A 19554-nucleotide genomic window follows, 5' to 3' on the forward strand; every position below is an offset into this window, starting at 1 on the left:
GGCGGCCGTGCCGGGCGCCGCGCATGCTCGTGGCATGGACATCCTGACCGCGCCCGATCCCTCCGCCGCCTGGACCTTCGACGCCGACCTGCTGCGCCGCTACGACCGTCCCGGCCCGCGCTACACCTCGTACCCGACCGCGCCGCATTTCCAGACCGGCTTCGGCCCGGCGCAATTGTTCGCCGCGGTCCAGGCCAGCGATCCGCGGCGGCCGCTGTCGCTGTACGTGCACGTGCCGTTCTGCCGCAATCCCTGCTTCTATTGCGGCTGCCATCGGGTGATCACCCGCGACCCGCAGCGCGGCCGCACCTATGTGCAGCGGCTGCTGCGCGAGGCGGCGATGATGGCCGCGTGTTTCGAGGGCGAGCGCGAGGTGGTGCAACTGCACCTGGGCGGGGGTACCCCCAACTTCCTCGCTCCCGAGTTGCTGGGCGAACTGGTGCAGGGCCTGCGCGGGCTGTTCCGCTTCAGCCAGGCGCCGGACCGCGAGATGTCCATCGAACTGGACCCACGCACGGTGACGCCGCAGGACATCGCCGCATTGGCCGAACTGGGCTTCAATCGCGCCAGCCTGGGCATCCAGGATTTCGACCCGCTGGTGCAGCAGGCGATCAACCGGCGCCAGGGCGTGCACGAGACCCTGGACATCCTGCGCGCCTGCCGCGTGCACGGCATGCGCTCGGTCAACGTCGACCTGATCTACGGCCTGCCGCGGCAGACCCTGGCCGGGTTCGAACAGACCCTGGAGACGGTGATCGCGGCGCGCCCGGACCGCCTGGCGGTCTACGGCTACGCGCACATGCCGCATCTGTTCAAGGCGCAGCGGCGCATCGCAGACGTCGATCTGCCCGATGCCGAGCAGAAGCTGGCCCTGCTCGGCCTCGCGGTCAGCAGGCTCTCTGCAGCGGGCTACCAGTACATCGGCATGGACCACTTCGCGCTGCCGCAGGAAGACCTGGCGCGCGCGCAGCGGCAGGGCAGCCTGCACCGCAACTTCATGGGCTACACCACCCACGCCGACACCGACCTGCTGGGCCTGGGGGTCAGCGCGATCAGCCGCATCGGCGCCAGCTACAGCCAGAACCAGCGCGACCTGCCTGCCTGGGAAGCGGCCGTGGACGCCGGCGACAGCCCGGTGCTGCGCGGCCTGCAGCTCAGTGCCGACGACGCCTTGCGCGCCGAGCTGATCCAGCAGCTGATGTGCCAGGGGCGGGTGGACGCGGCAGCGGTGGCGCAGCGCCACGGTATCGACTTCGCCAGCTACTTCCGCGAGGAACTGCGCGCACTGGCGCCGCTGTGCGCGGACGGTCTGGCCGACTACCGCGACGGCGTGGTCCAGGCCACCGCCCGCGGCCGTCCGCTGCTGCGCCTGATCGCCATGTGCTTCGACCGCTACCTGCGCCAGCCCGACCAGCCGGCGCGCTACTCGCGCGCGATCTGAGCGCCACGAATCACGCTTGCCGTTGGCATCCCCGGTACCGCCGTGGCGGCGGTGCCGGGGACTTTTCGGTGGCGGGGGCGCGATATCCAAGGCCATTCCGCGGGAGGTCCTGGAGATCTTGTGTCTGGCACTCCAACTGCCCGGCGCCCGTGCGGGCGCCGGGTTCGATCTCAATCCAATGACCAGCGGATGCCCAGTTCGTCGGGATCGATATCCTTCTCTCTGAGCGCGCCGATGATGATGGACTCCAGGCTGTCGCGATCCGGTGCTCCATCCACTTCGTCCCGGATTTCCTCGCCCAGCTGTTTCTTTTCGTCGCGGGAAAGCGGGCCACTCCACGTGTCCCTGATGTATTGGGCGAACGTACGCGCGCGCTTTTCTCTCTCGTAGGTCTCGTTCACTCGCTTCTCCCCAAGCAGCCGGAGCGGCTGGTGTGGCAATGTTTCTAGCACGATGTCGTCCGGGGGCGATGCAGTGCCTGTCGCTTGCGTTCGGACAGTTTGCGGGTCATCCCACAATGGATGCGCTTTCCCGGCGCTTTCCGCCGACTGGCTGTGGGGCAAACGCTGCGCTCGGCCAGCGAACAGCCCGGGCGTCAGACACCACCGTGCATGCGGCGCATCTGTGGTGATCGGGATGATTGGCGTGCCGAGGCGGTAGAGCTGGGGGTGCCGTGCGTGATGTGGCCTGTCGGTTCCGCCTGCCAATACGTGGTGCCCGGAGCCGGAATCGAACCGGCATGGGGTCGCCCCCGGCGGATTTTAAGTCCGATGCGTCTACCAGTTTCGCCATCCGGGCCTGGTAGGAGTAGGTTGCCCGATCGCGGTCGAATTGGGAACTGTGCGACCGATCTAGGCTCCTTGCGAGGAGGTGCGGTGGCGCCCGACCTACCACGCCCAATGTGAACGCTCCGCTTTCTTTCACCTCGCCGAAAGGAGTGCGAAAGACAGCGTGCCTAGGCTCTGCCCCCATCAGCCGGAGAGCCACCTTGCGCGCCCAATGGAACATCCTTTGCGATTTTGACGGTACCGTGTCCCTGCAGGACGTGACCGACAGCCTGCTCGAGCACCTCGGACGCCCCGGTTGGCAGGAACTGGAGGACGACTGGGTCGCCGGTCGGATCGGCGCCCGCGAGTGCATGAGCAAGCAGGTCGCGCTGCTCGACGGCGACGTCGATGCGCTGCACCGGGTGCTGGATGCGGTGCGGATCGACCCGGCCTTCGTGCGCTTCGTGGCGCTGGCCGAACGCCTGGGCATCCCGCTGAGCATCGTCAGCGACGGCCTGGACTACGGCATCGCGCGGATCCTGGCCCGCCACGGCCTGCACCACCTGCCGATCATCGCCAACCGCCTGCTGCGTACCGACGCGGGCGAATGGCGCATGGCCTCGCCGCATGCGCGCCCGGACTGCCCCAGCGGCACCTGCAAGTGCGCGGTCATGGCGCAGCAGCCGCCAGAGCGCGCGACCTTGCTGATCGGCGACGGCCGTTCCGATTTCTGCCTGGCCGGCAAGGCCGACCTGGTGTTTGCCAAGGACGGTCTGCTGCGCCATTGCCGCGCCAACGGGATCGCCCATTGCGCGATCACCGGTTTCGACGACGCCATCGCCCTGCTGCCCGACCTGGCGGTGCCGGCGACCACCACCGTGTCCTTCCCGCTTCCCGTCACCCAACGAGCCTGATCCCGATGAACCGGAATGTTTCGCTTTCCTCGCTCGCACCGCTGCATGGCGATGCCGCGCCCGATCCGGAGGCGCTGCTGCGCACCGGTGCCGACCACCAGCGCGCGCTGAGCGATGCGCAGATGCTGGCCGACGAGTCCCAGTACTGCTCCTACGGCGACACCGTGCACTACAGCGAGCCGCCGCGCATCTTCGGCCGCTGCGACGGCAGCTACCTGTACGACACCGAAGAGGTGCCGTACCTGGACCTGCAGATGTGGTACTCGGCGGTCAACTTCGGCTACGCCAATCCGCGCCTGAACCAGGCGCTGACCCGCCAGATCGAGACCCTGCCGCAGGTCGCCAGCCAGTACCTGCACCCGACCAAGATCGAGCTGGCCAAGACCATCGCGGTCGATGCCGAGCGCAAGTGGGGCCGCAAGGGCCGCGTGCACTTCAACGTCGGCGGCGCGCAGTCGGTGGAAGACTCGCTGAAGCTGGTGCGCAACGCCAGCGCCGGCAAGAGCCTGGTGTTCGCCTTCGAAGGCGGCTACCACGGCCGTACCCTCGGCGCCTCGGCGATCACCTCGTCGTACCGCTACCGCCGCCGCTTCGGTCATTTCGACCGCGCCCAGTTCATCGAATTCCCGTACCACTTCCGCGGCCCCAAGGGCATGTCCAAGGAAGAGTACGGCGAGCAGTGCGTGGCCAAGTTCGAGCGCCTGTTCGAGACCGAGTACAACGGCGTGTGGGATCCCAAGGCCGGGCAATGCGAGTACGCGGCGTTCTACGTCGAGCCGATCCAGGGCACCGGCGGCTACGTGATCCCGCCGCCGAACTTCTTCACCGGCCTGAAGCGGGTGCTGGACAAGTACGGCATCCTGATGGTGGTGGACGAAATCCAGATGGGCTTCTTCCGCACCGGCAAGCTGTGGGCGATCGAGCATTTCGGCGTGACCCCGGACGTGCTGGTGTTCGGCAAGGCGCTGACCAACGGCCTGAACCCGCTGGCCGGCATCTGGGCGCGCGAGGAGCTGATCAACCCGACCGTGTTCCCGCCGGGTTCGACCCACTCCACCTTCGCCTCCAACCCGCTGGGCACCGCGGTCGGCCTGGAAACCATGCGCATGCTGGCCGAGACCGACTACGAGTCGATGGTGATGGCCAAGGGCGCGCACTTCCTGGACGGCCTGCGCGACCTGCAGAAGCGTCACCCGGAAATCGGCGACGTCGACGGCCTGGGCCTGGCCCTGCGTGCGGAAATCTGCCAGGCGGACGGCTTCACGCCGAACCGCAAGCTGCTCGACACCATGGTCGACATGGGCCTGGAAGGCGAGTTGCGCCACAACGGCAAGCGCATCGGCCTGATCCTGGACGTGGGCGGTTACTACAAGAACGTGATCACGCTGGCGCCGTCGCTGCACATCAGCCACGAAGAGATCGACCTGGGCCTGTCCTTGCTGGACCAGTTGCTGACCCGCGCCAAGCAGGTCGCATGAGCCGGGCGGGAGACGACGCGCGCGGTTCGCGTTGCCTCCCGCCGTTGTTTGCGGCGGCGGGCGCTTCAGCCCGCCGCGCGCAGCGCGATCACCGCATTGAGTCCGCCGAAGGCGAAGGAATTGCTCAGCACCGCTTGCACGTTGCGGGCGCGCGCCTGGTTGGGCACGTAGTCCAGATCGCATTCGGGATCGGCATCGAGGAAGTTGGCCGTGGGCGGCACCACCTGCTCGCGCAGCGCGCCGATCGCCGCCACCAGTTCCAGCGCGCCGGCCGCACCGAGCGCGTGGCCGTGCACCGCCTTGGTGGAGCTGACCGCCAGCGCCTCGGCGTGCGCACCGAACACCTGACGCAGCGCCTGGGTTTCGCAGCGGTCGTTGGCCTGCGTGCCGGTACCGTGGGCGTTGACGTAATCGATCTGCTCCGGCGCCAGGCCGGCGTCCTGCAGCGCCAGGCGCATCGCCGTGGCGGCGCCGTCGACGCTGGGTGCGACGATGTCGCCGGCATCGGAACTCATGCCGAACCCCGCCAGTTCCGCCAGCGGCAGCGCGCCGCGGGCGGCCGCGTGCTCGGCGCTTTCCAGCACGAACATGCCGGCGCCTTCGCCCAGCACCAGGCCGCTGCGCTGCGCGCAGAACGGCCGGCAGGTGTCGTCGCTGACCACCCGCATCGCTTCCCAGGCGCGGATCAGCGCCAGGCTCAGGCAGGCTTCGCTGCCGCCGGCGATGGCCACGTCGGCCAGGCCATGGCGGACCATCAGCGCGGCCTGGGCGAAGGCGTGATTGGCCGAGGCGCAGGCGCTGGACACGGCGAAGGCCGGGCCGCGCAGGCCGAAGGCGATGCTGATCTGGCTGGCCGGCGCGTTGGCCATGCTGCGCACGATGGTCAGCGGATGCAGGCGTTCGGCCTGGTCGCGGTACAGCCGGCGCGATTGTTCGTCGCGGCTGAGTTCGGCGCCGACGCCGGTGCCGACCACCACCGCGCAGCGCGCGCCGAGCGCGGCATCGCCGTGCGGCAGCCCGGCCTGGGCGATCGCCTCGCGGGCGGCGACCAGCGCCATCTGGGTCATGCGGTCGAGCTGGCCGGGGGCAATGCCGCCGGTCTGCGTGGCATCCGGAGCGAACCCTTGCAGGGTCGCGGCCACGCGCATCTTCAACGTGCTGAGCGGATCGGGCGAGGGCAGGGCGGCGATGCCGCTGCGGCCCTCGCGCATCGCGCTCCACAGCGCCTCGGCGCCCAGGCCGAGCGCGCTGACCGCGCCCATGCCGGTGACCACGACGCGCCGCGCGTGCGGGGAGGCGCCCATGGCGCGTCAGTGCGCCGGTTGCGCCGCGCCGGCCGCCGCCTTGGCCGCCAGCGCGTCCTCGACCGCCTGCACCAGCTTGCCGAGCGAACCGTCGTCCAGGTTCGGGTCGCGCTGCGGGAAGGTGATGTCGAAGTGTTCTTCGATGTCGAACAGGATTTCGATGGCCTCGAGCGAATCCACGCCCAGGTCCTGCAGCTTGGCATCGGGGGTCAGGCGCGCCGGGTCGATCTCGCCATGCTTGGCGACGATGCTGTGGATTTGCGACTCGATGGACGGGGTCATGGCAGTGCTCCGCGAAATGAAGGGCCACCGTGCGGCGCCCGCCGCCGGTGGATCGCACGCTGCGGCCTGGGCCGCAGCATCCATTCTCCACGCTAGACGATCAATCTTGCAGATGCCTTTCGTCAACCAACTCGAGCCGCAGGCCTTGCAGCGGCAGTTCCTGCAGCACCCGCCAGCCGGTTTCCTGATCCAGCCCCTGGAGCACGGGGTGCCGGCCTTCGAGGCCGATTTCGACCTACTCACCACCGCCGAACCCGCGCTGCGCGCGAAGGTGGCGCGGCTGCCGCTACAGCGGCTGTGGCAGCGCCTGCTGCGGCCGCGCACCAGCTTCGTCGGCAGCACCGTCAGCGAATACGCCTGGCTGCCGCGCGCGGCCGATCCGGCGCAACTGCCGCGGCAGTGGCGTACGCAACTGGGCCGGCGCCGCGCGCTGATGATCGTCAAGGACGTGCCGCAGCGCTCGCCGCTGCTGGATGAGGCCGACAACGCCTGGGCGCAGGCGTTCCTGGACGCCTGCGAGCGCAACGGCTACGTGCTGCTGCGCGGGCAGGCGCTGGCCTGGGTGCCGATCGACTTCGCCTCCACTGACGAGTACCTGGCGCGGCTCTCACGCGGGCGCCGGCGCAACATCCGCCGCAAGCTGCGCTCGCGCGCCGATCTGGAGATCGAGGTGCTGCCGACCGGCCCGGCCTTCGCCGCCCCGGCGTTGCGCGCTCACTGCTATGCGCTGTACCAGGAGGTGTACGCGCAGAGCGAGATCCATTTCGACCTGCTGACCGAACCGTTCTTCGACGCGCTGCTGACCGACGCCGACTCGGGCGGGCAGGTGTTCGTGTACCGGCACCAGGGCCGCATCATCGGCTGGAATCTGTGCTACGTGCACGAGGGTCGGCTGATCGACAAGTACATCGGTCTGCACTACCCGGATGCGCGCGACCACAACCTGTACGCGCTGAGCTGGATCGAGAACCTCGACTACGCCTGCCGCCACGGCCTGACCGCCTATGTCGCCGGCTGGACCGATCCGGAGGTGAAGGCCCAGCTCGGCGCCAGCTTCACCTACACCTGGCATGCGGTGTACCTGCGCAATCCGTTGCTGCGCGCCGTGCTGCGGCGGCTGCGGCCGCTGTTCGAATCCGACGACGTCGGGCCGGCCGCCGATACCGCCGAGGAGGACTGAGATGCGCACCCCGGTCCTGCTCGATCTCGATGATTCGCTGGGCGTCGTACCCGATGCCGTGCGCCTGCCGCTGCGCGACTGGTGCGATGGTCTGCGCTTCGCCTGCTCGATGGCGCGGCTGCGCCGCTTCGGCGCGGTGCTGGAGCAGGCGCTGCCGGCGCAGTACGGCACCGTGCTGCTGGGCAGCGGCGATTTCCATCACCTGAGCCTGCCGTTGATCGTGCGCCTGGCGCAGCGCGCGCAGGCGCCGTTGCGGGTGGTGGTGTTCGACAACCATCCGGACAACATGCGCTTCCCGTTCGGCGTGCACTGCGGCTCGTGGGTGCGCCGCATCGCTGCGCTGCCGCAGGTAGCGCAGGTCGAGGTGGCCGGCATCACCTCCGGCGACGTCGGCCCGGGCCATGCCTGGGAAAACCATCTGCTGCCGCTGTACCGCGGCAAGCTGCGCTACTGGTGCAGCGGCGTGGACGTGGGTTGGGCGCGGCGGCTGGGCCTGGGCCAGGCGGTGCGCGGCTTCGACAGCGTGAGCGCGCTGAGCGACGCCTTCGTCGAGCACCTGAAGCGCACGCCGATGCCGACCTATCTGTCGCTGGACAAGGACGTGCTGGATCCGCAGGACGTGCGCACCAACTGGGACCAGGGCCAACTGCGCGTGCCGCAGTTGCTGCAGGCGATCGAGGCGTTGCGCGGACAGGTGTGCGGCAGCGACATCACCGGCGAAGTCTCGCTGGCCCATTACCCGCAATGGTGGAAGCGCAAGCTGGCGGCGCTGGATGCGCAACCCGAGCCGTCGCCGGCGGACCTGTCGGCGTGGCAGGCGCAGCAGCACGCGTTGAACCTGCGGCTGCTCGCGGCGCTGGATGCGGCCAGTGTCGGCTAGCGCGGCCTGTTTCTGTGGGCGCGGCTTCCGCCGCGAGGACATGACCGGTATCGCTTCTCGCGGATGAAGCCGCGCCTGCAGGACTTTGTCGTCGTTACGACCGGCGCGTTGTCATCGCGACGCTGGCGAAGTCGCACGTCGCCCGATCAAGCGCTCGGCGCAGCGGCGTGCACCAGGTCGACATCCAGCGGCGCCGGCCCGACCGCGCCGGCGCAGGCCGCCTGCAGCGTGGCCACGATGGTCTCGAAGCGCGCCTCGTCCAGCCACGGGCTGTTGCTGATGCTCAGGCAGCGCGCGGCGAAGTCGCTGGCGTTGGGCATCGGCGCGCGTTCGACGATGCCGTCCAGGTAGTCGTACTCGGGCAGGGCATGCACGAACGGCACCGCCACGCCGAGTCCGCGGGGCCACAGCGCACCCAGCACCGATTCGCGTGCGGCCGCATCGGGCAGCAGCACCATCAGGATCGGCCAGCTGCCCTGGGCGCCGGGGGTATCGGCGATCACGCTCAGGCCGGGGATGCCGGCCAGGCGTGCGCTGCGGCGCCGGCCCTGTTCGCGGATCTGCGCAAGAAATGCCGGCCAGCGGGCGCTGGCGCGCACGCCCACGCCTTCGCGCCAGGCGCCGACCGCGTGCTGGGCGATGGCCGTGCCGAAGCGGTCGCCGGCCGCGCCGATGCGGTCGCCGCGGCGCAGCGCGCGGCGCACCGGTGCGCCGTACGCCCAGCGCAGCGGCTGCGGCCGGTACAGCGCGGCGTAGCCGAGCAGTTCCAGGCTGCGCCGCAGTTCCCAGCGCCAGTCGCGCTGGCCCAGGCGCGCGGCGGTGTCGGCCAGACTGCGCTGCAGCGGCGCATGCCGCGACATCAGCAGCCCGCCTTCGTACAGCGTGAGTCCCTTGCCGGCGGCCAGGCTGCAGAAGCCGATGTCGCCGCCGAGGCCGGCCGGGCGGCCGTCGGGGTGCACGCCGCCCAGCGCCTGCGCCGCGTCCTCGATCAGCAGCGCGCCGCAGCCTTCGGCGGCGCGGCGCAGCGGTGCCAGGTCGATCAGACGCCCGCCCAGATGGGTGGCGATGATGGCCAGGGTGTCGCTGCCGCAGCGCTGCGCCAGCTGCACCGGGTCCAGTTCCAGCGAGCCGGGCAGCAGATCGCACAGCACCAGTTGCAGGCCGCAGTGCGCCACCGCCAGCGCCACCAGCGGGCAGGTATAGGCCGACACCAGCACCTGCCGGCGCCGGTTGGCCGCGGTCAGGGTGCGCAGGGCCACGATCAGCGCGGCGGTGCCCGAGCAGGTCAGCAGGGCCTGCGGCAGGCCGAGCGCGCTGGCCAGGCGTTCGCGCGGCCGGCCTGGCCACAGGTCGCCCCACTGCAGCGGCAGGCCGGCGGTCGGTGGGATTTCAGTGCGCATCGGCGGGATCCGCGCGCTCGCCGATCGCCAGGCAGACGATGCCGCCGACGATCAGCGCCGCGCCCAGCGCCTGCAACAGGCCGATGTGTTCGTTGAACCACCAGGCCGACAGCAGCATCACGCTGACCACTTCCAGGTGCGAGGCGGCGAACGCCGGGCCGATCGGCGCGTGCTCGAGCAGCTTCATCCAGGTGAAGAAGGCGCCGATGTAGCCGAGCAGCGCCGCGTACAGCCATGGGCTGCCGAGCAGGCGCAGCACCCAGGCCAGTTCGGCCTGCGGCGGGAACGCGTGCGTGCCGGCCAGCTTGAAGCCGATCTGCGCCAGGGTGTCGAAGCTCAGCAGCAGGGCGAAGCCCACCGCATAGCGATGCAGCGGCGGCCGGCTCATGAGCCCAGCCCCACCACGGCCACGCCGGCGCTGACCAGGCAGATGCCGGCCACCTGCATGCGCCCCAGGCGTTCGCCGAACAGCCAGCGCCCGGCCAGCATGATCGCCACGATGTTGATCGAGCCCAGCAGCACGCCGCGGCCCAGCGGCACCAGCGACAGGAACGCGGTCCAGGCGAGGAATTCGAGCACGTAGCAGGCCACGCCGAACCACAGCTGCGGCTGCCGCGCCATGCGCTGCCAGCGCGCCATGCCGGTGCCCTGCGGGTGGCTGGCCACGTACTTGAAGGCCAATTGGCCGGCGGTGTCGAGCGCCACCGTCGCCAGCCAGATGCCCACTACCGAGCCGGTCATCGCCATCAGGCGGCGGCCTGCTGCGGCGCGCACAGGGCGGCGAAGAATTGCGCCAGGCGCGCGCCGAGCACGCGGCGTTCGCGGTCCAGGGTGATCATGTGATAGCTGTCGTGCAGCAGCAGCAGCTCCGTCGGCCCGGACACGTTGGCGATCACCAGCCGCGCATTGCGCAGGTCGGCGATGTCGTCCTCGGTCGCGTGCGCGACCAGGCATGGCGCGACGACCTTGGGCAGGTCGCGGCGCACCTCGCGCGCGAGCAGGTACATCTCGGCCAGGGCGTGCCAGGGGTTGCCGGGCAGGCCGGCGGCGCTGCTGTCGCCGCCGAGCATCGCGCTGCTGATTTGGGCGCGGATGCGCTCGTCGCGCAGGCCGTACGGCGGCTCTTCCAGGAACATGCGGCGCTTGCCGATGCCCAGGCGCTTGAACCACGGCAGCAGGAACGCCAGCCGCGCGCGCTTGGGGATGTTCCAGCCGTCGTAGCGGAAGGTGGCGCCGAGCACGCCGACCCCGTCCACCCATTGCGGACGCTCCTGCGCCAGGCGCAGCGCCAGTACCGCGCCCATCGACAGCCCGGCCACGAACAGCCGGTCGACCTGTGGGCGCATGCGCGCGGCCGCCGCCTCGACGCTGGCGTACCAGTCGCGCCAGTTGGTGGCGAGCAGGTCGTCCTCGTCGCCGCAGTGGCCGGCCAGCTGCACGCCATGGACGCTGAAGCCTTCGCGGTTCAGGCTCTTGCCGAGCAGGCGCATTTCGCTGGGCGTGCCGGTCAGGCCATGGATCAGCAGCACGCCATTGCGGCCGCCTTCGAAGTGGAACTCGGCAGATTGGATCATGTGAATGGGCGCGGCTGCGCAGTCTCGGCAATCCGTGCAGGGTCGCCGCTGCGCGTTTCAGCAGCCTTTCGCCGCTGCGGCGGCGTGCAAGCTCAATGCTTGGCCGCGGCCTGGTTGCGGAAGCGCACCAGCACGCGCTGGCCCAGGCGCAGGGTCGAGGGCTGGGTGAAGGCCAGCACGCAGGCCACGCTGCGGTCGTTGCCGGCGGGCGTGGCGTCGTCGTGCAACTGGGTCGGGCCGTAGGCCGGCGCCAGCCAACGCACCACCGCCTGGCCGAGCACGGTCTGGCGTCCGTCGTCGCTGATGACCTCGGCGGCCATGCCCGGGGTGACGCTGCCGGCATAGCTTTCGTTCAATTCGGCGCGGACCAGGCGCGGCGCGTCCGGCAGCAGGGTCAGCAGCGGCGCGTTGGCCTCGCTGCGCGCGCCGACCGCGGCCGACAGCTGCAGGACGCGGCCGGCGACCGGCGCCTGCAGCCGGTACTGCGCGCGCTGCAGTTCGGCCGCGCGCACCTGCGCGTCGGCCAGCGCCGCGTCGCTGCGTGCGGTGTCCAGCGCGTCGGCCAGGCTCTGTACCGCGTCGCTGGCATCGTCTGCGGTCTGCCCGTCGCCGGCGCCCAGGCGCGCGGCCTCGGCCAGCCGCCGCTGCTTCTGCTGGGCGCTTTGCAGGCGCTGCTGCAGTTGTTTCAGGTGGGTCGCAGCGGCCTGCGCGCGGGTACGGGCGATGTCCAGCTCGACCGCGGCGGCGCGGTCGTCGCCGGCGACCAGCACGGCGCCTTTCTGCACCGCGTCGCCCTCGTGTACCGGTACCTCGCGCAGGGTCGCGGCGACCGGCAGGCCGAGCTTGAGCACGCCGCCTTCCACATCGATGCGGCCGCGCGCCACCGCCAGGTAGGCAGGGGGGGCGGCCGGCGCCGGGGCCGGCGTGCGGTCCGAGGGCGCGCATGCGGCCAGCAGCAGGCTCAGCAGGGGCGCGGCGGCGAACGCTTTCATGGTGCGGGATTCCGTGAGGGCAGGGGCGAGGGCGGCGCGTTGACGCGGCGGTCGTCGAGGATGCGGCCGTCCTCCATCGACAGCACGCGGTCGGCATGGCGGATCAGGCGCGGGTCGTGGCTCACGCACAGCACCATGGTGTTGTGGCGGCGCGCAATGCGGTGCAGCAGGTCGATCACGATCTGGCCGTTGCCGGCGTCCAGCGCGCTGGTGGGTTCGTCGGCGAACAGCAGCGCCGGGTGCTTGGCCAGCGCGCGGGCGATCGCCACGCGCTGCTTCTCGCCGCCGGACAGTTCGGCCGGGCGCAGGTGCTGGCGGTGGGCGATGCCGACCTCGGCCAGCGCTTCCTCTGCACGGCTGCGCACTTCGGCCGGGGCCAGGCCCATGTACTGCAGCGGCAGCCGCACCTGGTCCAGCGCGCACAGCGCCGGGAACAGGTTGAAGCCCTGGAAGATGAAGCCGGTGTGGCGCAGGCGGAACTGCTCCAGCGCGGTGGCGCCGAGCGCGCCCAGTTCCTCGCCCAGCGCCAGCACCCGGCCGGCGTCGGCGCGCTGCAGGCCGCTGAGGATCGACAGCAGGGTGCTCTTGCCGCAGCCCGACGGGCCGGAGATCAGGGTCAGCTCGCCCGGCCACACCTGCAGTTCCACGTCGCGCAGCACCGGCGTGCGCAGGCTGCCGGAGACGAAGCTCTTGCACAGTCCGCTGCCGCTGAGGGTGGCGGCGGCCGGATGCAGCGCGGCGGGGGCGACGATGCGGCTCATCTCAGCAGCAACGCCGGATCGGCGCGGCGCAGCCCGCGCAGCGCGGCGAGGGCCGAGACCACGGTCAGCAGCATCACCGCACACACGCACAGGCCCCAGCCGCTGGCGTTGAACGCCACCGGCACGTCGTGCGCGCGGGCCAGCGCGACCAGCGCCGCGCCCAGCGCGCTGGCGCCGATCAGGCCCAGCGCACCGACCCAGGCGGCCTGTTCCAGCACCACCCAGCGCAGGTTGCGCATGCTCACGCCCAGCGCGTTGAGCGTGGCGTACTCGCGCGCGGCGCCGAGCACGGTGCCGAGCAGGGTCTGACTGGTGATGGCCACGCCGACCAGCAGCACGATGCCGCCGAGGAACAGCACGCCGGAGCCGGCGCCGGTGTCGAACATCCAGAACAGGATGCTGCGCCGGGCGAAATCGTCGGCGCTCCAGGCTTCCACGCGCGGTCGCGTGACCGCGCTGTCGATCGCCTGCGCCACCGCCTGCGGGTCGGCGCCGGGGCGCAGCCTGGCCACCATGTAGGTCGGCCAGTCCGGATGCGCGGTGTCGCTGTTGAGCGCGCGCGCGGTGTCCAGCGAGGCCACCACGTTGACCCCGCCCAGCGCGCGCAGGCCGCGGCCGACTCCGATCACCCGCACGCGATGACCATTGATGCGCGCGCTGCTGCCGACGCCGACGCCGAGCTTGTCCAGTTCCGCGCGGTCCACCACCACGGTGTCCGGTTCGCGCAGCGCCGCGCGCAGGGCGGGGCTGAGCAGACGGGAGAACATCAGCCCGCCGTCGCGGGTGTCGATGCCGGAGATGTAGACCGACACCGCGCCGGTGTCGCCGGGGCCGCGCCAGTCGCCGTCGAACCAGATGAACGGCTCGACCTGCGCCACCCGCGGGTCCAGGTACAGCGGCGCGGCCGCGTCCGGATCGATGGCGCGGCCCTGGTCCACGCTCTGCGTGCCGGGATAGCCCAGCCACAGGTCGGCATCGGAGCCGGACACATAGACGCTGGCGCTGCCGAAGATGCCCAGCACCAGTGCGGTCTGCAGCAGCAGCAACAGGCTGGCGAAGCCCACCGACACCACCACCGGCAGGAAGCGGCGCCACTCGTAGCGCAGGGTCTGGCGGGCCAGCGCGACCATCAGGGCTGCGCGCCTTCGTGGTTGCTGACGGCGCCGGTGCCGGGGATCGGCGCAGTGGCGCTGCCCAGTGCGGTGTGCAGGGCGACGTAGGCCAGGTCGCGCTGGCGCTGCGCTTCCAGCAGTTCCAGGGCGGCCTGGTCGCGCGCGGCCTGTTGCGTGGCCACGTCCAGGTCGCTGCCCAGGCCCAGCCGCCGGCGCTGCTGCGCGACCTCGCTGGCCTGCTGCTGTGCCTGCAGCACCTGCTGCTGGGTCTCGACGTTGCGCCGCTGCTGTTCCAGTGCGGTCAGCGCGTCCTCGACCTCGTTGACTGCCTCCAGCACGGTCTGCCGGTAGGCCAGGGTGGCCGCTTCCAGCAGGTCGCCGCGCGCCTTGGCCTTGGCATGGCGGATGCCCCAGTCGAACAGCGGAATGTCGATCACCGGGCCGAACGAGGCGATGCCGTGGGTGGCGGTGCGGCGATGGCTCAGCAGGGTGGTCGACCAGCGGATCGAACCGCCCAGGCCGATGCTGCCGTACTGATCGGCGCGGGCCAGATCCAGCGCGCCGGCCGCGCTCAGCACCTCGGCTTCGCGCGTGGCGATGTCCGGGCGCCGGCGCAGCAGGTCGGCCGGGACGCTGTCGACCGCGGCGATCTGCAACGCCGTCGGCGCGGCGCTGGCCGCGGCCGTGCTCCATGCCGGGTCGGGCGTGTCGCGGCCCAGCAGCACCGCCAGGCGCCGCGCGGCTGCGGCGGCGGCATCGCGCGGCTCGTCCAGGGCGGTTTGCGCCTGCAGTGCGGCAGCCTGCGCCTGCGCCGCGGAAGCCGGCGTGGCCAGATGCAGGTCGACCAGCGTCGCCTGCAGGGTCGCCTGGCGCTGGCGGGCGGCGACGACATCCTGCTGCAGCCGCTCCGCCTGCTGCGCGTGGCGCAGGTCGATCCAGTTGCGGGTCACCTCGGCGATGGTCGCCGCGCGTACCTGCGCCAGGTCGGCCTGGGCATTGTCCAGATCGCCGCGGGCCATGCGCCGGGTCGCCTCGCCGCGGCCGAACAGCGGCAACTCCCATTCCGAGTCGAGCCCGACCACCAGGAACGAGGCGCTGGCGTCGGGGTCGATCGGGTCGAGGGTGCGCGCACGCAGCTGCGGGCGTTGCGATGCGCCGGTCACGGTATCCAGGCGCCGCGCCGCGCGCAGCTTGGCCAGTGCCTGGCCGACGTTGAGGTCGTCGCGCAGCGCCTGCGCGACCAGCGCGTCGAGCTGCGGGTCGTGGAAGTCCTGCCACCAGGCCGTGCCGGGTGGGCGCGGGACCGCGGCCTGCGGCGTCGGGCTGCTCCATCGCGCGGGCAGCGACTGTTGCGGCAGGTCCGGCAACGGCGTGCTGGCGCAGCCGGCCAGGGCCAGCGCGGCGGCCAGCGTCAGCACGCTGGCCGGGCGGATCCGGCTCCGGCTCATGCCTGCGGCTCCGCGCCGGCCGGCAGGTCCAGCTCCGCACGCAGGCCCCCCAGCGCCGAGCGCCGGTAGCGCAGCGTGGCGTGGTGGCGGGCGGCGATGTTGGCGACGATCGCCAGGCCCAGGCCGGTGCCGCCTTCGGGCGCGTCCGGGGCGCGGAAGAAGCGCTCGCCCAGGCGCGGCAGCAGGGCCTCGTCGATGCCGCTGCCGGCGTCGTCCACGGCCAGGCGCACGGACAGCGGATCGCGCCGCAGGCTGACCGTGACCACACGGCCGGCGGCGTGGCGGAACGCGTTGTCCAGCAGGTTGTCGAGCAGTTCGCGCAGCGCATAGGCATCGGCGGCGACCCAGGCCGCAGCCGCGTCGTCGTCGCCGCCGTCGTAGCCCAGGTCCACGCCGGCGTGCAGGGCGTCGGGGATGCGCTCGGCCAGCGCCTGCGGCAGCCATTGCGCCAGATCCAGCGGCAGCAGCGGGCGGATGCTCTCGCGCGGGGCCTGGGTGCGGGTCAGCGCCAGCAGCTGGGTGGAGGTGCGGGTGGCGCGGTCGGTCAGCTGGCGGATGTGCTGCAGCGCCTGCGCGGTGTCTTCCGGGCGCTGGCTGGCCTGGGCGCGCTGCACGTGCATGCTCAGCCCGGCCAGCGGCGTGCGCAGTTGGTGCGCGGCGTCGGCGAGGAAGCGTTCCTGCAGCGCCATCATGTGCTTGAGGCGGCCGAGCAGGCCGTCGATGGCCTGGGTCAGCGGCACGATCTCCACCGGGATGTCGGGACCGGACACCGGGCTGAGGTCGCGCTGGCTGTCGTCGAGCCGCCGCACCGCCGGCTCCAGCATGCGCAGGCCGACCCGCACGCCATGCCAGACCAGTACCAGCAGCGAGCAGGTGAGCAGCAGTTCGGTCGGCAGCATCAATACCAGGATCTCGCGGGCGCGGCGGTGACGGTCGTCCAGGGTCTCGGCCACCGACACGGTGAGCCAGTCGCCCGGCTCCAGCGCCGAGGGCAGCAACAGGCTGGCCACACGCACCGGCACGCCGCTGTCCATGCGGTCGTCGTACAGCATCACCCGGCCGACTTCGGCCGGATCCGGATGCGCCGGAATCGGCTGGGTGCTGCCGCTGATCACCCCATGGCGGCGGCTGTCGAGCTTGAAGAACACCCGGCCGTCGCTGCTGTACTCCAGCAGTTGCCGCGCCTGCAGGGTCAGCGGCATGCGCTCGCCGGGGTCGTTGACCGCATTCGCCAGGCCCTGCGTGTCCTCCTTCAGGTCCATGTCGTGGACGTGATTGGTGTACTTGAGCATCAGCAGGTAGAACAGCGCCGACACCACCAGCATCAGCAGCACGGTCGGAATCAGCAGGAACGCCAGCAGACGCTGGCGCAGGCTGGGATGGCGGTATGCCGGCGAATGCGCGGCCGCGGTCGCGCTCACTGCGGCATCTGTGCGTGGTCGGCGGCCGGTGAGGCGGCGCGCGACTCCTCCAGCAGATAGCCCAGGCCGCGGATGGTCCGGATGCCGACGCCGGCGCCGTGCAGCTTGCGCCGCAGGCGGTGCATGGAGATGTCCAGGCCGTTGTCGGTGATTTCGTGCTGCCAGTCGCACAGCGCTTCGGTCAGCTGGCTGCGGCTGACCACGCGACCGCTGCGCAGCAGCAGGGTCTCCAGCAGCGCGAACTCGCGCGCGGTCAGGTCCAGCGGCTGGTCCTGCAGCCACACCCGGCGCCCGGCCAGGTTGATGCGCAGCTGCCCCAGCACCAGTTCCGGCACGCCGCCGCTGCTGCTGCGACGCAGGAGCGCGCGGGTGCGGGCGAGGAACTCGGACAGTTCGAAGGGCTTGATCAGGTAGTCGTCGGCGCCCTGGTCGAGCGCGTGGATGCGGTCTTCCACGGCATCGCGCGCCGTCACCACCAGCACCGGGATCTCGTCGCGGCGCGCGCGCAGGCGCTGCAGCACCTGTAGCCCGTCGCGGCGCGGCAGGCCCAGGTCCAGCACCAGCAGTTGATAGCTTTCGCTACCGAGCGCGCGCTCGGCGGCGGCACCGTCGCCGACATGGTCCACTACGTGGCCGCACTCGGCGAGCGAGTCGCGCAATGCAACGGCAATGGACGTATCGTCTTCGGCGACCAGGATGCGCATGATGCGAAATGCTTGCAACGGGGATGTGGGAAAACCGTCGTAATCGGCGGCGGCGAAGTCACTACGTTCACATACGTCGATGTAGCTTCGATGGAGTGTGTATCCAGATTCTGCGATGCGGTGATGACCATTATCATCCATGACATCGCTGCGCGCTCGCCGGTCCTGACCCCGCCGGGTAGGAAAAACCCTATAGCCGGCCGCGGCATCCGCCGATCCTCACGCCCCCGGGTCCGCGGCATCATGAACGGGTCGGCAACGTCACCGCTCCCGCGCCAGGGAGACGGCTCGCACGGAATCGAACGGATCTCGATTCGCCGGCCACGTTTCGCTCCCGCAGGCGCCGACGGATCGGCGCAGCGCCACTGCGATCGGAATCGAAGGGAAGAAAACGCACGAGGCCCCGGCATGCCGGGGCCTCGTGCGTTCAACGTGCCGCTATCGAGAGTGAATCATGTCGGCATCTGCGCGGATGGGTCGGTCTGCACTGATGCTGTCAGCGTCAGACCGCGCGCCGCGTCTGCACGCAAACTTTCAGGCCGCAGTCCGCCCGCCTTTGCGAATCCCCAATCCCGACTCCCGAATCCCGGCCCCTCAGAGCGCCCAGTCCAGCCGCAACCCGGCCACCAAGGCATTGGGCAGGTCGCGGGTACGGGCCGGCTCGTTGAACTGGTCCGGGTGCACGATGTAGTGCAGGTTCGGGGCGATGCGCAGTTGCGGGGTCACCTGGATGCCGTAGCTCAGCTCCATCATGGTCTGGGACCGGTGCGGGGTGCCGCTGCCGCCGGCCGCGGCGCGGGCCAGGCGCAGGTCTTCCAGGGCGTCGTCGCTGTAGTGCTGCTGGGTGACGACGAAGGCGATGTTGTCCTGCGGGCGGCTGGCGAAGGTGCCGCGCTGGACCAGGCCCAACTCCAGGAAATGGTCTTCGATCAACTGCCCGGAGGTGCCCTTGAGCACCGAGCCGAACAGCACCAGCCCGCGATTGCTGTCCGGATCGGGGCGGGTGACCTGCTGTTCGAAGCGGAAGAACGCGCCGGAGCGGCCGTTGCGGGTGGCATAGTCCAGTCCGCTCAGCCGCGCCGGATTGCCGTTGCGGTCGTTGAGCGGGTCGCGGTAGTCGGAGTTGTCCTGCCAGCCGCCCAGCTCGTACATCGCCGGCAGGCGCGCGCCGCTGGCCTGGGTGCTGTAGCCGATCGCATAGGGCACGATCACGCCGGTGCGGTCGTTGGTGCTCCAGTTGAGGCCGTGCTGGCCGCGTTCGGCCTGGATCGGGTTGACCTCGTAGGCGCCGACGTGGACGTAGACGTTCGGGGTCACCCAGGCTTTGGCATGCGCGGCCCAGCTGGACACCGGCCAGTAGGTGAAGTTGCTGGTGCGGAACACGAAGGTCGGGTTGCCGCAGGCCGAGTTGCCCTGGAAGTAGCCGCACAGCTCCGAGCCCAGGAAGTGGATGTTGGCCACGCTGCGGCCGGCCTCCAGTTCCAGGCGGTCGTTGAACAGCTTCTGGTCGATGGTGAAGTTGGCCAGGCGCGTGCCCTGGCCGCCGTAGATTTCCTGCACCGAGGTGCTGTTGCCGATATTGCCGTTGGCCAGGTTGGTGCCATGGCGATTGATGCCGTAGACCTTCAGCGTGGCGCCGTTCCAGCCCATCAGCCGTTGCAGGTCAACGTCGGTGCCGAACATCAGCTGCCCGGCGTAGGCGCTGCCCTCATGCTTGCCGCCGTCCAGCGACACCGCGCCTTCGCCGGTGTAGGCGAGCTTGAGCTTGAAGGCGTCGCTGGCGTCCTGGGCATGGGCCAGCGGTGCGGCGAGCGCCAGCGCCAGGGTGGCCAGGGGCAGGGACGAGACGAGGGGACGGGACATGGCGGAACTCCTCAGCAGGGAAAGGCCGGCGCG

The 19554-nt window shown here is 70.9% G+C and carries 19 protein-coding genes and 1 tRNA gene; 5 read left to right on the forward strand and 15 right to left on the reverse strand.

Annotated elements, in window-relative coordinates; genetic code table 11:
* Positions 1 to 34: 34 nt before the first annotated feature.
* Positions 35 to 1441, forward strand: a complete 1407-nt coding sequence (gene hemN / locus SLW55_RS12945) for an oxygen-independent coproporphyrinogen III oxidase (protein WP_320745242.1) — start codon at positions 35 to 37, stop codon at positions 1439 to 1441.
* Positions 1442 to 1611: 170 nt separating this feature from the next.
* On the opposite strand, the gene SLW55_RS12950 is transcribed toward hemN, so the two are convergent.
* Both SLW55_RS12950 and SLW55_RS12955 read right to left on the reverse strand, forming a co-directional pair.
* Positions 1612 to 1842, reverse strand: a complete 231-nt coding sequence (locus SLW55_RS12950) for a hypothetical protein (RefSeq protein WP_153750825.1) — start codon at positions 1840 to 1842, stop codon at positions 1612 to 1614.
* A gap of 310 nt (positions 1843 to 2152) precedes the next feature.
* Positions 2153 to 2239 (reverse strand) — tRNA-Leu (locus SLW55_RS12955).
* 190 nt (positions 2240 to 2429) lie between these two features.
* On the opposite strand from SLW55_RS12955, the gene SLW55_RS12960 reads away from it, so the two are divergent.
* Both SLW55_RS12960 and SLW55_RS12965 read left to right on the forward strand, forming a co-directional pair.
* Entirely contained in the window at positions 2430 to 3122 is a 693-nt protein-coding gene (locus tag SLW55_RS12960) for an MtnX-like HAD-IB family phosphatase (RefSeq protein WP_026143941.1), read from the forward strand.
* 122 nt (positions 3123 to 3244) lie between these two features.
* Positions 3245 to 4600 (forward strand): aminotransferase class III-fold pyridoxal phosphate-dependent enzyme, encoded by a 1356-nt coding sequence (locus SLW55_RS12965; protein WP_198526533.1) that lies wholly within the window; start codon positions 3245 to 3247, stop codon positions 4598 to 4600.
* A 65-nt stretch (positions 4601 to 4665) separates the two neighbouring features.
* Here SLW55_RS12965 and SLW55_RS12970 read toward each other — a convergent pair whose 3' ends face one another.
* The gene (locus tag SLW55_RS12970) at positions 4666 to 5904 is read right to left on the reverse strand and encodes a beta-ketoacyl-[acyl-carrier-protein] synthase family protein (protein WP_152244288.1); all 1239 of its coding nucleotides are present in this window, start codon (positions 5902 to 5904) and stop codon (positions 4666 to 4668) included.
* A gap of 6 nt (positions 5905 to 5910) precedes the next feature.
* A complete protein-coding gene (locus SLW55_RS12975) occupies positions 5911 to 6186 on the reverse strand; it encodes an acyl carrier protein (protein WP_010342598.1) in 276 nt (91 codons plus the stop codon).
* A gap of 112 nt (positions 6187 to 6298) precedes the next feature.
* Between SLW55_RS12975 and SLW55_RS12980 the strand changes: the two genes are divergently transcribed.
* Positions 6299 to 7366, forward strand: coding sequence for a GNAT family N-acetyltransferase (locus SLW55_RS12980; protein WP_320745243.1), 1068 nt, complete (start codon positions 6299 to 6301; stop codon positions 7364 to 7366).
* 1 nt (position 7367) lies between these two features.
* Entirely contained in the window at positions 7368 to 8246 is an 879-nt protein-coding gene (locus tag SLW55_RS12985; RefSeq protein WP_267084260.1) for an arginase family protein, read from the forward strand.
* 146 nt (positions 8247 to 8392) lie between these two features.
* Here the strand turns inward: SLW55_RS12985 and SLW55_RS12990 are convergent, their stop codons facing one another.
* The 11 genes from SLW55_RS12990 to SLW55_RS13040 all read right to left on the reverse strand — a co-directional run bounded on the left by SLW55_RS12990 (position 8393) and on the right by SLW55_RS13040 (position 19521).
* Positions 8393 to 9646 carry a DegT/DnrJ/EryC1/StrS family aminotransferase gene (locus SLW55_RS12990; protein ID WP_267084261.1) on the reverse strand — a complete coding sequence of 418 codons (1254 nt, stop codon included), beginning with the start codon at positions 9644 to 9646 and terminating at the stop codon, positions 8393 to 8395.
* Positions 9636 to 10034 carry an EamA family transporter gene (locus SLW55_RS12995; RefSeq protein ID WP_017914161.1) on the reverse strand — a complete coding sequence of 133 codons (399 nt, stop codon included), beginning with the start codon at positions 10032 to 10034 and terminating at the stop codon, positions 9636 to 9638. Before SLW55_RS12995 ends, SLW55_RS12990 begins: the two co-directional genes overlap by 11 nt.
* Positions 10031 to 10393, reverse strand: a complete 363-nt coding sequence (locus SLW55_RS13000; RefSeq protein ID WP_017914162.1) for an EamA family transporter — start codon at positions 10391 to 10393, stop codon at positions 10031 to 10033. The genes SLW55_RS12995 and SLW55_RS13000 overlap by 4 nt, the downstream gene beginning before the upstream one ends.
* On the reverse strand, positions 10393 to 11220 hold the full coding sequence (locus SLW55_RS13005; RefSeq protein WP_267084262.1) for an alpha/beta fold hydrolase: 828 nt from the start codon (positions 11218 to 11220) through the stop codon (positions 10393 to 10395). The genes SLW55_RS13000 and SLW55_RS13005 overlap by 1 nt, the downstream gene beginning before the upstream one ends.
* Positions 11221 to 11312: 92 nt before the next feature.
* Positions 11313 to 12212, reverse strand: a complete 900-nt coding sequence (locus SLW55_RS13010) for an HlyD family efflux transporter periplasmic adaptor subunit (RefSeq protein WP_267084263.1) — start codon at positions 12210 to 12212, stop codon at positions 11313 to 11315.
* Positions 12209 to 12973 carry an ABC transporter ATP-binding protein gene (locus SLW55_RS13015; RefSeq protein WP_017910965.1) on the reverse strand — a complete coding sequence of 255 codons (765 nt, stop codon included), beginning with the start codon at positions 12971 to 12973 and terminating at the stop codon, positions 12209 to 12211. The genes SLW55_RS13010 and SLW55_RS13015 overlap by 4 nt, the downstream gene beginning before the upstream one ends.
* Positions 12970 to 14103, reverse strand: coding sequence for an ABC transporter permease (locus SLW55_RS13020; protein ID WP_267099401.1), 1134 nt, complete (start codon positions 14101 to 14103; stop codon positions 12970 to 12972). Before SLW55_RS13020 ends, SLW55_RS13015 begins: the two co-directional genes overlap by 4 nt.
* A complete protein-coding gene (locus SLW55_RS13025) occupies positions 14103 to 15533 on the reverse strand; it encodes an efflux transporter outer membrane subunit (protein ID WP_320745244.1) in 1431 nt (476 codons plus the stop codon). Before SLW55_RS13025 ends, SLW55_RS13020 begins: the two co-directional genes overlap by 1 nt.
* Positions 15530 to 16954 carry a sensor histidine kinase gene (locus tag SLW55_RS13030; protein ID WP_320745245.1) on the reverse strand — a complete coding sequence of 475 codons (1425 nt, stop codon included), beginning with the start codon at positions 16952 to 16954 and terminating at the stop codon, positions 15530 to 15532. The genes SLW55_RS13025 and SLW55_RS13030 overlap by 4 nt, the downstream gene beginning before the upstream one ends.
* A complete protein-coding gene (locus SLW55_RS13035) occupies positions 16951 to 17658 on the reverse strand; it encodes a response regulator transcription factor (protein ID WP_017908858.1) in 708 nt (235 codons plus the stop codon). The genes SLW55_RS13030 and SLW55_RS13035 overlap by 4 nt, the downstream gene beginning before the upstream one ends.
* Before the next feature lie 594 nt (positions 17659 to 18252).
* On the reverse strand, positions 18253 to 19521 hold the full coding sequence (locus SLW55_RS13040; RefSeq protein ID WP_267103820.1) for a carbohydrate porin: 1269 nt from the start codon (positions 19519 to 19521) through the stop codon (positions 18253 to 18255).
* Positions 19522 to 19554: the final 33 nt, after the last annotated feature.

It is taken from the genome of Xanthomonas sp. LF06-19 (genome assembly GCF_034105425.1).
Taxonomy (GTDB): domain Bacteria; phylum Pseudomonadota; class Gammaproteobacteria; order Xanthomonadales; family Xanthomonadaceae; genus Xanthomonas_A; species Xanthomonas_A sontii.

What these genes read in the sequence shown, in the direction of transcription:
- hemN (WP_320745242.1), top strand. Translation starts at nt 35, where the DNA reads ATGGACATCCTGACCGCGCCCGATCCCTCCGCCGCCTGGACCTTCGAC.
- SLW55_RS12965 (WP_198526533.1), top strand. Translation starts at nt 3,245, where the DNA reads ATGCTGGCCGACGAGTCCCAGTACTGCTCCTACGGCGACACCGTGCAC.
- SLW55_RS12970 (WP_152244288.1), bottom strand. Translation starts at nt 5,904, where the DNA reads ATGGGCGCCTCCCCGCACGCGCGGCGCGTCGTGGTCACCGGCATGGGC.
- SLW55_RS12975 (WP_010342598.1), bottom strand. Translation starts at nt 6,186, where the DNA reads ATGACCCCGTCCATCGAGTCGCAAATCCACAGCATCGTCGCCAAGCAT.
- SLW55_RS12980 (WP_320745243.1), top strand. Translation starts at nt 6,299, where the DNA reads ATGCCTTTCGTCAACCAACTCGAGCCGCAGGCCTTGCAGCGGCAGTTC.
- SLW55_RS12985 (WP_267084260.1), top strand. Translation starts at nt 7,368, where the DNA reads ATGCGCACCCCGGTCCTGCTCGATCTCGATGATTCGCTGGGCGTCGTA.
- SLW55_RS12990 (WP_267084261.1), bottom strand. Translation starts at nt 9,646, where the DNA reads ATGCGCACTGAAATCCCACCGACCGCCGGCCTGCCGCTGCAGTGGGGC.
- SLW55_RS12995 (WP_017914161.1), bottom strand. Translation starts at nt 10,034, where the DNA reads ATGAGCCGGCCGCCGCTGCATCGCTATGCGGTGGGCTTCGCCCTGCTG.
- SLW55_RS13000 (WP_017914162.1), bottom strand. Translation starts at nt 10,393, where the DNA reads ATGGCGATGACCGGCTCGGTAGTGGGCATCTGGCTGGCGACGGTGGCG.
- SLW55_RS13005 (WP_267084262.1), bottom strand. Translation starts at nt 11,220, where the DNA reads ATGATCCAATCTGCCGAGTTCCACTTCGAAGGCGGCCGCAATGGCGTG.
- SLW55_RS13010 (WP_267084263.1), bottom strand. Translation starts at nt 12,212, where the DNA reads ATGAAAGCGTTCGCCGCCGCGCCCCTGCTGAGCCTGCTGCTGGCCGCA.
- SLW55_RS13015 (WP_017910965.1), bottom strand. Translation starts at nt 12,973, where the DNA reads ATGAGCCGCATCGTCGCCCCCGCCGCGCTGCATCCGGCCGCCGCCACC.
- SLW55_RS13020 (WP_267099401.1), bottom strand. Translation starts at nt 14,103, where the DNA reads ATGGTCGCGCTGGCCCGCCAGACCCTGCGCTACGAGTGGCGCCGCTTC.
- SLW55_RS13025 (WP_320745244.1), bottom strand. Translation starts at nt 15,533, where the DNA reads ATGAGCCGGAGCCGGATCCGCCCGGCCAGCGTGCTGACGCTGGCCGCC.
- SLW55_RS13035 (WP_017908858.1), bottom strand. Translation starts at nt 17,658, where the DNA reads ATGCGCATCCTGGTCGCCGAAGACGATACGTCCATTGCCGTTGCATTG.
- SLW55_RS13040 (WP_267103820.1), bottom strand. Translation starts at nt 19,521, where the DNA reads ATGTCCCGTCCCCTCGTCTCGTCCCTGCCCCTGGCCACCCTGGCGCTG.